The organism is Streptomyces sp. NPDC059255 (assembly GCF_042752355.1).
Lineage (GTDB): Bacteria > Actinomycetota > Actinomycetes > Streptomycetales > Streptomycetaceae > Streptomyces.
Genome location: NZ_JBHYZP010000031.1, coordinates 67,132 through 80,357 on the forward strand (window position 1 = coordinate 67,132; position 13,226 = coordinate 80,357).

General features: G+C 72.3%; 11 protein-coding genes and 1 pseudogene. 4 read left to right on the forward strand and 8 right to left on the reverse strand.

Going from position 1 to position 13,226, the window contains the following annotated elements; all coding sequences use genetic code 11:
- The first annotated feature begins 114 nt into the window (after positions 1-114).
- Positions 115-1,530 carry a pentapeptide repeat-containing protein gene (locus ACFXKG_RS29770; protein ID WP_384845704.1) on the forward strand — a complete coding sequence of 472 codons (1,416 nt, stop codon included), beginning with the start codon at positions 115-117 and terminating at the stop codon, positions 1,528-1,530.
- 11 nt (positions 1,531-1,541) lie between these two features.
- Here ACFXKG_RS29770 and ACFXKG_RS29775 read toward each other — a convergent pair whose 3' ends face one another.
- The 7 genes from ACFXKG_RS29775 to ACFXKG_RS29805 form a co-directional block, all read right to left on the reverse strand.
- Positions 1,542-3,452, reverse strand: coding sequence for an HSP90 family protein (locus ACFXKG_RS29775; RefSeq protein ID WP_384845706.1), 1,911 nt, complete (start codon positions 3,450-3,452; stop codon positions 1,542-1,544).
- A gap of 260 nt (positions 3,453-3,712) precedes the next feature.
- Entirely contained in the window at positions 3,713-4,312 is a 600-nt protein-coding gene (locus ACFXKG_RS29780; protein WP_384845628.1) for a Clp protease N-terminal domain-containing protein, read from the reverse strand.
- Positions 4,312-4,521, reverse strand: a complete 210-nt coding sequence (locus ACFXKG_RS29785; protein ID WP_365817627.1) for a helix-turn-helix domain-containing protein — start codon at positions 4,519-4,521, stop codon at positions 4,312-4,314. Before ACFXKG_RS29785 ends, ACFXKG_RS29780 begins: the two co-directional genes overlap by 1 nt.
- A gap of 104 nt (positions 4,522-4,625) precedes the next feature.
- Entirely contained in the window at positions 4,626-5,579 is a 954-nt protein-coding gene (locus ACFXKG_RS29790; RefSeq protein WP_384845630.1) for a zinc-binding dehydrogenase, read from the reverse strand.
- A gap of 104 nt (positions 5,580-5,683) precedes the next feature.
- Positions 5,684-7,270, reverse strand: coding sequence for an alkaline phosphatase D family protein (locus tag ACFXKG_RS29795; RefSeq protein ID WP_384845632.1), 1,587 nt, complete (start codon positions 7,268-7,270; stop codon positions 5,684-5,686).
- Positions 7,267-7,863 (reverse strand): phosphoesterase, encoded by a 597-nt coding sequence (locus ACFXKG_RS29800; RefSeq protein ID WP_384845634.1) that lies wholly within the window; start codon positions 7,861-7,863, stop codon positions 7,267-7,269. Before ACFXKG_RS29800 ends, ACFXKG_RS29795 begins: the two co-directional genes overlap by 4 nt.
- Before the next feature lie 274 nt (positions 7,864-8,137).
- Positions 8,138-9,373, reverse strand: a complete 1,236-nt coding sequence (locus ACFXKG_RS29805; protein WP_384845636.1) for an NADP-dependent malic enzyme — start codon at positions 9,371-9,373, stop codon at positions 8,138-8,140.
- A 473-nt stretch (positions 9,374-9,846) separates the two neighbouring features.
- Between ACFXKG_RS29805 and ACFXKG_RS29810 the strand changes: the two genes are divergently transcribed.
- The 3 genes from ACFXKG_RS29810 (at position 9,847) to ACFXKG_RS29820 (ending at position 12,579) form a co-directional block, all read left to right on the forward strand.
- Positions 9,847-10,809, forward strand: coding sequence for an ABC transporter substrate-binding protein (locus ACFXKG_RS29810; protein WP_384845638.1), 963 nt, complete (start codon positions 9,847-9,849; stop codon positions 10,807-10,809).
- Positions 10,810-10,876: 67 nt separating this feature from the next.
- Complete coding sequence (locus ACFXKG_RS29815; RefSeq protein ID WP_384845640.1) at positions 10,877-11,821, forward strand: amino acid ABC transporter permease; 945 nt, start codon at positions 10,877-10,879, stop codon at positions 11,819-11,821.
- Positions 11,822-11,826: 5 nt separating this feature from the next.
- Positions 11,827-12,579 carry an amino acid ABC transporter ATP-binding protein gene (locus ACFXKG_RS29820; RefSeq protein ID WP_382896841.1) on the forward strand — a complete coding sequence of 251 codons (753 nt, stop codon included), beginning with the start codon at positions 11,827-11,829 and terminating at the stop codon, positions 12,577-12,579.
- Positions 12,580-12,789: 210 nt separating this feature from the next.
- Here ACFXKG_RS29820 and ACFXKG_RS29825 read toward each other — a convergent pair.
- Positions 12,790-13,189: pseudogene (locus ACFXKG_RS29825) on the reverse strand (hypothetical protein); the annotation flags it as partial.
- Positions 13,190-13,226: the final 37 nt, after the last annotated feature.

Consider the following 13,226-nt stretch of genomic DNA (forward strand, 5'->3'; position numbering starts at 1 on the left):
CAGCTCGGCGAGGGCGGCCCGGCCGGGCTCCTCGGCGGCCCGGTAGGCGGCGGCGGTCTCCTCCAGGAGGGACCGGGCACCCGGATCGCCCGCGCGCCCGGCGCGGAGCGCGCGGTGTTCCAGCAGCTCCGCGACGAGCAGCGGTTCGAGCACGACCGGCTCCGTCGCGCCTGCCTCCGTCGCGCCTGCCTCCGACGCGCCCGGCTCCGTGGCGCCCACCTCGATCGCGCCCACCTCCGTCGCGCCCGGCTCCGCGGTGGTCCGCGCCGGCACCAGGGCTTCGATCCGGTCCCATGCCGACGCCGCTCGCGGGTGCCCCTGGCCGCGCAGCTCGCGCGCCTCCCGGGCCAGTCTCGTCACCGTCACGGCGGGCGCCGCGTCCTCCCGTGTCACCGCCGCCGGCCCCGCCGGCGCCGGGCCGAGCCGGGGCGCGCGGATCCCCAGGGGCAGGGCGTCCACCAGGGGCGCGGCGGCGAGCCGGCGGGCCAGTCGGGCGGAGACCGTGTCGTTGCCGTTGCGCAGGTCGAAGCGGGCGGCGAGCGCGGTGGCCTCGTCGTCCAGCAACGCGAGGAGTCCGGCCACGGTGCGCGGCTCACCGGCGACCGCGCCCGGTACGGCCGGCTGGTCGCCCAGGCCGAGCGCGGGCAGCCGGCGCAGCAGGGTGAGCACGCCCCCGATGAACTGGAGCCGCGCCCACGGGTTGCCGTGCGAGTCCAGGTGCGACCCGTGCTCGGCGAGGATTTCGAGACCGCGGCCCTCGTTGCCGGTCAGCGCGCAGAACTCGATGTGCAGGCCGATCGACGGCAGCAGGCTCTCGTTGCCCCGAGCCAGCCGGTACCCCTTGAGGTGGTGGGAGCGCGCCTCGTCCAGCCTGCCGGTGCGTACGAGCGGCAGCAGCGACTGGGCCAGCGTCCGGTGCGGCTCCTCCGCGCAGCGCAGCCGGTCGGCGAGCACCGGCTCCCACGTTTCCAGCGCCTTCTCGTCGTCGCCCTGCCGCACGCGGTAACTGCCCTGATCGTTCAGCTCGCAGGCGTGGCAGTTGGCCATCCGGTCGCGCTCCGCGGCCGTCCACGCGGCGAACGCGCGCGCCGCCCGCTCCGGGTCGCCGCTGTCGTCGGCGAGTTCGAACTCGGCCTGGCGTACGGCACGTTCGGTGAAGCCCGCGGTGCGGTAGCGGCGCTCCATCTCCGTGAGCCAGTGCTCGATGGTGGTGAGCGGCATCTCGGGCAGGGTCAGCATCCCGGAGCTGGCCCACTTGAAGACCCAGTGGAAGGTGTGGGTGTCCGCGCCGGAGAAGCCGGACGGGTCCCGGTCCCACTCCTGGAGCAGCCGGGCGAAGGGGACGAGCATCTTGCCGCGCTCGGTGCTGTACTCGTACGCCTGGACGAGGCTGAGCAGCGCCCTGCGGAGCACGTCGGGGTCGCCGGTCCGCTCGGCGGCGGCGACGAGTTCCTCGCCGCGCGCGTTGCGCGCCAGGCCGTTGGGGGCGGAGTCGTTCTCCCAGAGGGCGCGTCTGATGTCCTCGGGTGAGAGTTCGGCGGTCACTGGTCGCCCTCCTCGTGAGCGGCGCGGGGGGCGTCGGCGGGTGCCGCGAGCGGGTGGGTGGCCCATTCCAGGAGGTCCAGGAAGGCCCGGTTGAGCAGCGAGGTGTCGGCGGGGCGCAGCGGGCGCTGGGCCATGAGCAGGGCCTGCCCGTACAGCGACTCGACGGCGGTGCCGGTCAGTTCGGCGTCGGTGAGGGCGGCGATCCGGCGGACCAGCGGGTTGTTGTGGTTGAGCACCAGCCTGGCGCGGGGCGCGGAGCCGCGCAGCGCGCCCAGGATGCCGCTCCACAGCTGGTCCGCGTTCTCCTCGGCCGCCGCCCGGTCCCGTTCGTGGCGGGCCTCGCGGTCGTCGAGGAAGAGCGCGGGGACGGTGAGCGGGTGGAAGGCGCGGAGCGCGACGTCGCAGCCGAGCGCGTCGAGCCGGGTCCTGGCGGTGGCGAGGAAGGCGGCGAGCGCCAGCTCCCGCTGGGGGTCGACCGGGTCGAGGTGCGCGGTGACGGCTCCCGCGTCGAGTTCGGTGACGGTGACGCCCTCCCTGATGGCCGGGAGCAGGGCGAGGAGGTCGGCGTCGTAGGTGTATCCGGCGTTGACGACGCCGAGGCCGTGCGCGGCGGCGATGGGCGAGACCTGGCGGAACTCCTCGACGGTCCGGGTGAAGTGGATGCGCGGATGGCTGCGGGCGAACTCGTCGAGGGTGACCTGGCCGTCGCTGGTCTCGAACGGCAGCCACGGCAGCATCAGCGCGAACAGCTCGGTGTCGTGCCTGGCCATGGACTTGACGCCCAGGTGGTGCACGGAGAGGAACGACGCGAGCCGGTCGGGGTCGCCCGCCGCCAGCTCGGCCAGCCACCCGCGGATCCGGACGCCGAGCGCTTCCCGTACGGCGGCGAGCGTGTCGTCGTCGTACAGGTTCTCGCGGGAGGCGGTGGGGCGCAGGGTGTCGGTGTCGAGGACGACGCGGACGAAGAACGCCCAGTCGGGCAGCAGGTTGTCGGCCCGGTCGGTGAGCAGCATGCCCTTGAGGTAGACGCGGTGGGCGGCGCGCTGGGCGGGGCTGGTGGCGGAGGGCAGGACGTAGGCGACGCCGCGTACTCCGGCGACGGGCAGGTCCAGGTCGACGGAGTCGAGCGGGGTGAAGCCGAAGACCCGCGCGCAGTGCCCGGCCAGCGCGACGCGCCGCGCGGTGGGGGTGGGGTACGGGCGGTCCCAGGCGGCGGGGCGCTCGGTCAGCGGCCGGCCGGTGGCGTCGGGGCCGCTGAAGATGACCTCGTGGGGCAGCAGGGAGCCGTAGTCCGCGGCGAGTTCGGCGACCCGGCGCGGGTCGGTCCACTCCTCGGCGCCGGGCCGCGGTTCGAGGTGGACGGTCGTGCCCGGCTCGGGCCGTGCCTCGTGGGGCAGGGTCCGTACGGTGTACGAGCCGTCGTCGCGGGCCAGCCATTCGACGGGCGGTTCCCCGGGGGTGCGGGCGGACCTGGACACGACGCGGATGCGCCGGGCGACGACGAAGCAGGCGAGGAGCCCGATGCCGAACTGCCCGAGGAACTCCTGCCGGGCGTTCTCCAGTCCGTCCCGCTTGGAGCTGCGGCCTATGGTGGCGAGCAGGGTGTGCACCTCGTCGGCGGTCAGGCCGATGCCGGAGTCCTCCATGACGACGGACGAGCCGTCGGCGACGAGATGGATGCGCGAGGGCGCGCCGGGGTCGTGGAGGTGGCGCGCGGTGACGGCGTCCACCGCGTTCTGCAGCAGCTCGCGGACGTAGACGCGCGGGCTGGAGTAGAGGTGGTGGGAGAGCAGGTCGACGAGGCCGCGCAGGTCCACCTGGAAGGTGTTGACCGCGGGCGCGGACTCGGGCGCGGACTCGGGAGCGGTCACCGGCTCGGGAGCGGTCACGGACTCGGGCCGGGACATGGACTCGGACCGGGGCGCGGACTCGGAGACGGATTCGGGTACGGAGAATTCGGGCGCGTCAGGGCTCATGGATGCGTGGGGCGACCGCACGGCTCGCACAAGCAGCCGTGGTCGCGGGTCGGGCGATCGCGGGGTCCCCCCCTCACGAATCGCGATGGGCCCGGCCCTGACCCCGGCGACGGACGCACGGGTGCACCGCGCGCCGCCGCCGAGAAGGACTCGGAATTGACCACCATCCTAGGGACGGCCACTGACAATGCCTACGGTGTTTCCCCGGAATCGATCTTGCCCGGGACACCGCCGCCGCCCTCCGCCGCGCCGAACACGGCCCGCTCCACCGCCGCGTACGTCGCGCCGTGGTCCGCCAGGACCTCCGACACCACGCCCGGGCGGGCCGTCAGCGCCAGCAGGAGGTGTCCGTCGCCGATGGCGCGGTCGCCCCGGCCGAGGGCGATGCGCAGGGAGCGTGACAGGGCGGCCTTCGCGCCGGGGGTGAACGGGCGGTGCTTCGACCAGCGCGGGCGCTTGCGCCGCACCGCGACGCGCAGCGCGCCCTCCCCGTGGGTCTCCTCGACCCGCGCGACGACCTCGTCCACGTCGATGCCGAGCCCCGCCAGCGCCTCCGTCTCCGCCTTCGACAGGCCGCCCCTGCGCCGGGCGTCCCGGAGCGCGCGCTCCACCGAGGCGCGGCGGCCGGCCAGCCCCAGGGCGGCGAAGGCGAAGGACGCCCGGGTGCCCTCCTGTTCGAACATCGCGAGCAGCAGGTGTTCCTCGGTGACGGTGGCCGCGCCGGCCCGGTCGGCGTGGCCGACCGCGCCGATGACGATGTCGCGCGCGCCTTCGGTGAACCGTTCGAACATCACTGCCTCCCGTGCTTCTTGTGCGCGGCCTGTCGGCTGACGCCCAGCTCGTCCGCGATCTCCTGCCACGACCAGCCCTGATTCCGGGCGCTGCGCACCTGTACGGATTCGAGCCGTTCCAGCAGCCGCCGCAGCGCGGCGACCGCCCTCAGCCCGACCCGGGGGTCGCGGTCGCCCGCCCGCTCGGCGAGATCCGTCGCTTCGGTCATACATGTCAATCTACGTTGACACCCGGGAAGGCGTCAACCCTGGTTGACATGACGAACCGACGGTGGAGGAAACGAACGGACGGCAGAAGAGATAAGGACCGGCCTCAGACCGTCAGCACCACCTTTCCGAACAGCTCACCGGCCGCCATCTTCTCGAAGCCCTCCCGCGCCCGGTCCAGCGGCAGCACCTCGTCGATCACCGGCCGTACCCCCTTCAGCGCGCAGAAGGAGAGCAGGTCCTCCAGCTCGTCCCGGGACCCCATCGTCGAGCCCACCACCTTCAGTTCCAGGAAGAAGATCCGGGTCAGCTCGGCGTGGTCGGGGCGGTCGCCGCTCGTCGCGCCCGAGATCACCAGGGTGCCGCCGCGCCGCAGGCACTTGACGGAGTGCGACCAGGTGGCCGCGCCGACCGTCTCGATGACGGCGTCCACGCGGTGCGGCAGCCGCGCGCCCGGCTCGTACGCCGCCACCGCGCCCAGCTCCACCGCCCGCGTGCGCTTCGCGGCGTGGCGGCTGGTCGCGTACACCCGGAGCCCGGCCGCCGTGCCCAGCACGATCGCCGCCGTGGCGACCCCGCCGCCCGCGCCCTGGACCAGGACGGAATCCCCGGGCCGTACGCCCGCGTTGGTGAAGAGCATGCGGTACGCGGTCAGCCAGGCCGTCGGCAGGCAGGCGGCCTCCTCGAAGGTCAGCTCGGCGGGCTTGGGCAGGACATTGGCGGCCGGTACGGTGACGCGTTCCGCCAGGGTGCCCTGGTACTGCTCGGTGAGGATCGAGCGCGGCTCGGTGCCGTGGTCGCCCCCGCCGATGACGGAGTGGACGACGACCTCGTCGCCGTTCTCGTCCACTCCCGCGGCATCGCAGCCGAGGATCATCGGCAGCTTGTCCTGGGTGAGGCCCACCCCCCGCAGCGACCACAGATCGTGGTGGTTGAGGGAGGCGGCCTTCACCGTGACGGTGGTCCAGCCGGGGCGTGGCTCTGGGGCCGGGCGCTCGCCCAGCTCCAGGCCGTCGAGAGGGTGGGCGAAGTCCGTGTGGGCTGCGTAGGCGGCGAACATGCCCCCGACGATAGGTCGGTGGGCGGGCCCGGAGAACCGCCCACACGTGTGACACACGTCCCGCCCCACCCCCCGCCATGGCCCCCGCGGCTCGGTCCTCCCGCTCAGTCCCTGCGGTACTGCGCGGGCGAGTTCCTCGTCGCCGGGTCCTCGTACGCGCCCACCGTGCCCCGGTCGACGTGGAAGGTGGTCAGCGTGGAGACGGGCGAGGCGGGGTCGCGGCGGTCCTCGATCACCCGCATGTGCGTGCTGAACCGCTCCGGCGTCACCTCGTACACGTCGTACCCGTACCGGTTGCCCTCGAAGTACTGGAGGTGCGGGTTGGCCCGGCCCATGAGCGGGCCGTTCGCCGCGTTCCACTGCGCGTCGTACGCGCTGGAGGTCACCGAGTGCGCCGTGAACTCCGTGCCGATGACCGGCGATTCCGGGTTGTCGTAATCCGGCCGGATGTCGTCGACGAAGGCCGAGTGCCAGTCCCCGGTGAGGACGACGAGGTCCTCCAGGCCGCTCGTACGGACATGCTCCAGGACCTCCTTGCGCTCGGCGAGGAAGCCGTCCCACTGGTCGGTGAACATGAACCGGCCGCCGGGCGAGCCGCGCAGCTGGCTGAGCATGATCGAGTTGGCCCAGATGTGCCAGGAGTCGGGGGCGCGGTCGACGGTGCGCTTGAGCCACGCCTTCTGTCCGGCGCCGAGGATCGTGCCGTCGGGGAGGTTCTGCGCGGAGCGGTACTGGCGCAGGTCGAGCACGGCCAGCTCCAGCAGATCGCCCCAGCGGCGCACCCGGTGGATCTCGGGGTCCGGCAGGCCGGCCGAGGCACCGTCGCCGTCCCCCGCGTCGCGGTGCGGCAGGTGCTCGTACCACGCCTGGTAGGCGGCGGCCCGGCGCTGGAGGAACGGCGCGCCCCCGCCCGTACCGCTGTAGTCGTTGGCGACCTCGTGGTCGTCCCAGGTCAGGAACCAGGGGTGGGCGGCGTGGGCCGCGCGCAGCGACGGGTCGCCCTTGTAGAGGGCGTGGCGCTTGCGGTAGTCGGCGAGGGTGTAGATCATCGGGCCGTTGTTGTCGCGGACCGAGTCGCCGCCCTCGGGCCCGTACTCGTAGATGTAGTCGCCGAGATGGATGACGAAGTCCAGCCGCTCACGGGCGATCCCGCGCAGCGCCGCGTAGTAACCCTGCGGGTAGTTCTGGCAGTTGGCGGTGGCGAACCGTACGGAGGGCACCCGCCCGGCGGGCGCGGTCCTGGTCCGCCCGGTGCGGCTGGTCCGGCCGAGCGCGCTGAACGCGTACCAGTACGTACGGCCCGGGCGCAGCCCCGTCACCGGTACGTGGACGCTGTGCGCGAGCGTCGCGGACGCCGGGACCGTGCCGCGGGCGACGACCCGGCGCAGCGCGCGGTCCTCGGCGACGACCCACCGCACCTCGGCGACCTCGGGCAGCGCCTGCTCGCCGGGCTCGGCGAAGGGCTCGGGCGCGAGCCGGGTCCACAGCACGACGCTCGTGGGCCGCGGGTCGCCCGAGGCGACGCCGAGGGTGAACGGCGCGGCGTCGTACGTCGAGCCGAGCGCCCCGGCGGCCTCGCGGGCCTGCGCGGGGGAGAGTCCGGCGCTCAGCGGCCAGACGGTGCCGAGCGCTCCGGCGGCCCCGGCGGCCTTGAGCAGATCGCGCCGGTTCAGTCCGTTCGTCGCGTTCACGGACGCACCCCTTCGGTGTCGAGCGGGGCCGCCGTGCGGAGCGTCAGGGACAGCGCGTCGGCGTAACCGTCGTTGGAGGTCCCGGACCCGGTCCGGGTGAAGACCAGCAGCACCCGCGCGGAGCGCGCGCCGGGCGGTACGGCGGCTTCCGCGGTCCGCTCCACGAGCGCCGTACGGCCGCCCCGCTCGGCGGCGGTGACCGGGCCGAGCACGGAGAGCGCGACCGGGGTGCCCCGGCCGTCGCGGAACTCCACCGAGAACCTGGCGCCGTCCTCCTGCGTGGCGTACCCGCCGAGCCAGGCGGAGACGGCGTACCGCACCCGTCCCGCGTCCACGGCGGCCCGGCCGGTCGCGCCCTTCGCGGGCAGCGGCACGTCCTGGGTGAGCGCGGTACGCGGGCTGTTGCCACCGGAGAAGAACCGGCTGCCGCGGCGGGCGGGGCCGGGGTCACCCTCGGTCGGATAGCCGTTGCCGTGGGCGTACGCGACGAGCGCGGGCGCCCCCTGACGCACCGTCCAGCCGTCGACCGACGGCACGGGTTCGGCGTCCCCTCCCGGCCCTCTCTCGGCGTCCCCGTTCACGAGCAGGTTCACATGCGCCTCCTGGTGTCGTAGTCGACGCCAGGTATCCCAGCAGCCCCACATGAACCCGTGAAGGCCGCATGCCGAACTTTCGCGCCGGCGCGGGCACTTGCACGGTCGCGTGCGACCACGTGGGCCCGCGCACGCGAGAGCGCCGGGCGGACCGTTCACGGCCCGCCCGGCGCTCACTTGGTATACGAAGAGTCCCCGTTCACGGATCCCCGCCACGAGGAGTCCCGGTTACGAAGAATCCCCGTCTTACGAAGAGTCCCCGTCACGGCGACGATCAGCGGCGCGCGACGCCCTCCGCCCGGGCCGCCGCGGCCACCGCCGCCGTCACCGCCGGTGCCACCCGCTCGTCGAACGGCGACGGGATGACGTAGTCGGCGGCCAGCTCGTCGCCGACGACGTCCGCCAGCGCGTCCGCCGCCGCGATCTTCATGGACTCGGTGATCCGGGAGGCCCGCACCTGGAGCGCGCCCGCGAAGATCCCGGGGAAAGCGAGCACGTTGTTGATCTGGTTCGGGTAGTCGCTGCGGCCCGTCGCCACGACCGCGGCGTACCGGTGCGCGACGTCCGGGTGGACCTCGGGGTTCGGGTTGGCCATCGCGAAGACGAACGCCCCGGGCGCCATCGAGGCGACCGCCGGCTCCGGGACCGTACCGCCGGAGACGCCGATGAAGACGTCGGCGCCGGCGAGCGCGCTCTCCAGCGAGCCGGAGAGCCCCGCGCGGTTGGTGAGGGCGGCCAGCTCGCGCTTGACGTCCGTCAGGTCGTCCCGGTCGGCGCTGACGATGCCCTTGCGGTCGGCGACGGCGACATCGCCGATGCCCGCCTCCAGCAGGAACTTGGCGATGGCGACGCCCGCCGCGCCCGCGCCGGAGATCACGGCGCGCAGCTCGCCGAGGGTGCGCCCGGTCAGCTTCGCCGCGTTGCGCAGGGCGGCGAGGGTGACCACGGCGGTGCCGTGCTGGTCGTCGTGGAAGACGGGGATGTCCAGCCGTTCCTGGAGCCGGCGCTCGATCTCGAAGCAGCGCGGCGCCGCGATGTCCTCCAGGTTGACCCCGCCGAAGGAGGGCGCGAGCCGGACGACGGTCTCGACGATCTCGTCCGTGTCGGTGGTGGCGAGCGCCAGCGGCACCGCGTCCACCCCGCCGAACTGCTTGAACAGGATGGCCTTGCCCTCCATCACGGGGAGCGACGCCTCCGGGCCGATGTCACCGAGCCCGAGCACCGCCGTACCGTCCGTGACGACGGCGACGACCTGTGACTTCCAGGTGTAGTCGTGCACCAGCTCGGGCCGCTCGGCGATCGCGCTGCAGACCTTGGCCACGCCGGGCGTGTACGCGAGGGACAGGTCGTCCTTGTTCCGCACGGGCACGGTGGCCCGGATGGCCATCTTTCCGCCGCGGTGCAGCGCGAAGGCCGGATCGAAGGGCTCTTCGGAGGAACCTTCCGCCCCGGTCATGCCGCTGTCGACGGCTCCGCCGCCGTCACGATGATTGACGATCTCCGCTGCCATGTGGGTGACCCCTTTGTCTTCATCGGTTGAGGGTGTCCACTCCCCTGATGAGGAGGAGTGGGTGGGCACCGCCTCCGTACCTGCACATACGTACGTACGGAGCGGGCGCGTCGCACACGCGCGCCGCAGCGGTGTCCGCGCGCGGTCCCTCACGGTGAGATGACTCATAGCCGCTTATGCGGAAGTAATGCCGGATATTGCCGACACTTCAGGAAAAGGGCATGAACCACGCTCGGTAAGGGATGCGGACCGAAGATTCTACGGCCGCAAGAAGGCGTTTCGACAGAAGGTCCGGCTGTGATGGGCTGCCTTGTCGAGTCGTGGGGATCTCCCGTTACCCGATTTTGACATGCCCGGCGCCCTTGAGGGGACCGTCCGAATGGCAAGATGCCACTCATCACACTAGGTCGCGACACTCGAAGACGCGTGCTCGGCCATTGGCAGCTCCCCTCATCCGCCGGAGGACCCTGATCATGACCGCAAGCAGCACCTGTCGTACCACCACCGCGAAGTCCAGGATGGCCGCGGTCGGCGCGATCGCGGTCGCGGGGACCCTGCTGCTGACCGCCTGCGGCGACCAGACGAAGAGCGGCTCGGACACGGACGCGTCCTCCTCATCGGCCGGCGCCGCCAAGGCCCCCCTCTTCGACAAGCTGCCGAAGGAGATCCAGAGCAAGGGCGTCGTCAAGGTCGGCTCCGACATCGCGTACGCGCCGGTGGAGTTCAAGGACAAGAGCGGCGCGACGGTCGGTATCGACCCGGACATCGCCGCCGCGCTGGGCAAGCAGCTCGGCGTGAAGTTCGAATTCGAGAACGCCACCTTCGACACCCTGGTCACCGGCCTGCGCGCCAAGCGCTACGACATCGCCATGTCCGCGATGACCGACACCAAGGACCGGCAGGAGGGTGTCGAGGACGGCAAGAAGGTCGGCGAGGGGGTCGACTTCGTCGACTACTTCACCGCCGGTGTGTCCATCTACACCCCGAAGGGCAAGGACCAGGGGATCAAGACCTGGGCCGACCTCTGCGGCAAGAAGATCGTCGTGCAGCGCGGCACGGTCTCCGAGGACGCCGCCAAGAAGCAGGCGGCGACCTGCCCGGCCGGCAAGAAGCTGACCTTCGAGTCGTTCGACAACGACCAGCAGGCCCAGACCCGGCTGCGCGGCGGCGGCGCCGACGCCGGCTCCTCCGACTCCCCGATCGCCGCGTACGCGGTGAAGACCTCGGGCGGCGGCAACGACTTCCAGCTGGTCGGCGAGACGATCGACTCCGCGCCGTACGGCATCGCGGTCTCCAAGGACAACAAGCAGCTCTCCAGCGCCCTCCTGACGGCGATGAACACGATCATCGAGAACGGCGAGTACGCGAAGGTCCTCGCGAAGTGGGGCGCGGAGTCCGGCGCCATCCCGGAGGCCAAGCTCAACGGCGGCTCGTGACCGGGACCGGAGCTGGAACCAGCCCCGGCACCAGTCCTGGAACCGGGGCGCTGAGAGGCAATCATCTGTGACTACTGACATCGAAAAGGCGGGCCCCGCCGACCCGCCGGCCGCCGGACCCGAGGCCATCAAGGCCATCCCGGTCCGGCATTACGGGCGGTACGTGGCCGGCACGATCGCCGTCGCGCTGCTCGCGACCCTCGTCTACGCCTTCTCGCAGGGCAAGGTGAACTGGGCGGCGATCCCCGACTTCTTCTTCGACGACCGGATCATCTCCGGCGTCTGGCACACCCTGCTCCTCACCGTCCTCGCGATGCTGATGGGTGTGGTGCTGGGCGTGATCCTCTCGGTGATGCGCCTGTCGAAGAACCCGGTGACGTCCTCCCTCGCCTGGTTCTACATCTGGTTCTTCCGCGGGACGCCGGTCTATGTGCAGCTGCTGGTCTGGTTCAACCTGGGCCTGGTCTTCCAGTACATCAACCTCGGACCGATCTACAAGGACTACTGGTCCTCGTTCATGACGCCGTTCCTGACGGCGCTGCTGGGGCTCGGCCTCAACGAGGCCGCGTACATGGCGGAGATCTGCCGGGCCGGTCTGCTCTCCGTCGACGAGGGGCAGAGCGAGGCGTCGCACGCGCTCGGCATGAGCCGGGCCAAGACGCTGCGGCGGGTGATAATCCCGCAGGCGATGCGGGTGATCGTGCCGCCGACGGGCAACGAGGTCATCAACATGCTGAAGACCACCTCACTGGTCTCGGCGGTGCAGTATCCCGATCTGCTGAGAGCGGCGCTGGACATCGGGCAGACCTCGGGCGCCGCGGCGGAGATGCTGTTCCTGGCGGCGGCCTGGTATCTCATCCTGACCACCGTCTTCAGCATCGGGCAGTTCTACCTGGAGCGGTACTACGCGCGCGGCTCCAGCCGCTCGCTGCCGCTCACGCCATGGCAGAAGGTCGTCAAGAACCTGTCCGCCCTCTCAACATTCCGCCGATCCCCGAAGGCGGCCTCATGAACGCCATGGTGCAGGCCCAGTCCGTGCACAAGTCCTTCGGCGCCGCGCACATCCTCAAGGGCATCGACCTGGAGGTGGCGCCGCGCGAGGTGTTCTGCCTGATCGGCCCGTCCGGTTCGGGCAAGTCGACCTTCCTGCGGTGCATCAACCACCTGGAGAAGGTCAACGCCGGCCGGCTGTACGTCGACGGCGAGCTGGTCGGCTATCGCCAGAAGGGCGACAAGCTGTACGAGCTGAAGGAGAGCGAGGTCGCCAGGAAGCGCCGGGACATCGGCATGGTCTTCCAGCGCTTCAACCTCTTCCCGCACATGACGGCGATCGAGAACGTCATGGAGGCGCCGGTCCAGGTACGGGGCGAGGCGAAGGCCGTGGCGCGCGCCCGCGCGGAGCGGCTGCTGGACCGGGTCGGACTGGCCGACAAGGCCGCCAGCTACCCGTCGCAGCTCTCCGGCGGCCAGCAACAGCGCGTGGCGATCGCCCGCGCGCTGGCGATGGAGCCGAAGCTGATGCTCTTCGACGAGCCGACGTCGGCGCTCGACCCGGAGCTGGTGGGCGACGTGCTGGACGTGATGCGGGATCTCGCGGCGGACGGCATGACGATGATCGTGGTCACGCACGAGATGGGCTTCGCCCGCGAGGTGGGCGACGCGCTGGTCTTCATGGACGACGGCGTGGTCGTCGAGTCGGGGCACCCGCGCGACGTACTGACGGATCCGCAGCACGAGCGGACGAAGTCGTTCCTGTCGAAGGTCCTCTGACCCCAGGGGTGGGGGGGGGGGGGGGGCCGCGCGCCCCCCCCCCCCGCCCCCCCCCCCCCCCCCCCCCACCCCCCACCCTTCCGCGCCCCGTCCCCCCCCCGCGGGCGGGCGCGGCGCCCCCCCGCCCCCCCCCCCCCGACACACGCCGTTCCCCCACGCGCACGAGCACCCGGAGCGCGCCCGGCGGCCGGCTCCCCGCGTACGGGGTCCTGGGCCGACCAGGGCAGGCGAGCCCGACGCGATCCGAACGGCAGCCCCTGACTCCCACCACCCCGGCCGCTCGACGGCACCCGCGGCCTCGACGCGGTCCGTGGCGAGGTCCCGGTGCCCGCGCTCGGCCCCGTCGATCCGGGGGCGTTCCCTACCTGGCGTACGGCAGCAGCCGCAGTCAATGGTGAGCAGGGCGGGATCGAAATCGACACCGGTACTCACCGCACGGGGGAACCGTTTCAGCAGTCTGTCCGTGATACTTCCCGTACCGCCGGCGAGGTCCAGCACCCGCGGTCCGTGGCCCGGCGTGGCCTCCACCCCTGTCCAGCATGACCCGGAAGCGCTCCTCCCGGTCCGGTCGCGGCGCCTCTTCCGTTCCTCCAGGCCCCGTCCCCGTCATGGACCCCCTCCCCCACACCCCGGTAATACCCTAGAAC

Coding starts and splice junctions, on each gene's coding strand:
- ACFXKG_RS29775 (WP_384845706.1), bottom strand. CDS start 3,452: ATGTCCCGGCCCGAGTCCGTGACCGCTCCCGAGCCGGTGACCGCTCCC.
- ACFXKG_RS29790 (WP_384845630.1), bottom strand. CDS start 5,579: ATGTTCGCCGCCTACGCAGCCCACACGGACTTCGCCCACCCTCTCGAC.
- ACFXKG_RS29785 (WP_365817627.1), bottom strand. CDS start 4,521: ATGACCGAAGCGACGGATCTCGCCGAGCGGGCGGGCGACCGCGACCCC.
- ACFXKG_RS29820 (WP_382896841.1), top strand. CDS start 11,827: ATGGTGCAGGCCCAGTCCGTGCACAAGTCCTTCGGCGCCGCGCACATC.
- ACFXKG_RS29810 (WP_384845638.1), top strand. CDS start 9,847: ATGACCGCAAGCAGCACCTGTCGTACCACCACCGCGAAGTCCAGGATG.
- ACFXKG_RS29805 (WP_384845636.1), bottom strand. CDS start 9,373: ATGGCAGCGGAGATCGTCAATCATCGTGACGGCGGCGGAGCCGTCGAC.
- ACFXKG_RS29780 (WP_384845628.1), bottom strand. CDS start 4,312: ATGTTCGAACGGTTCACCGAAGGCGCGCGCGACATCGTCATCGGCGCG.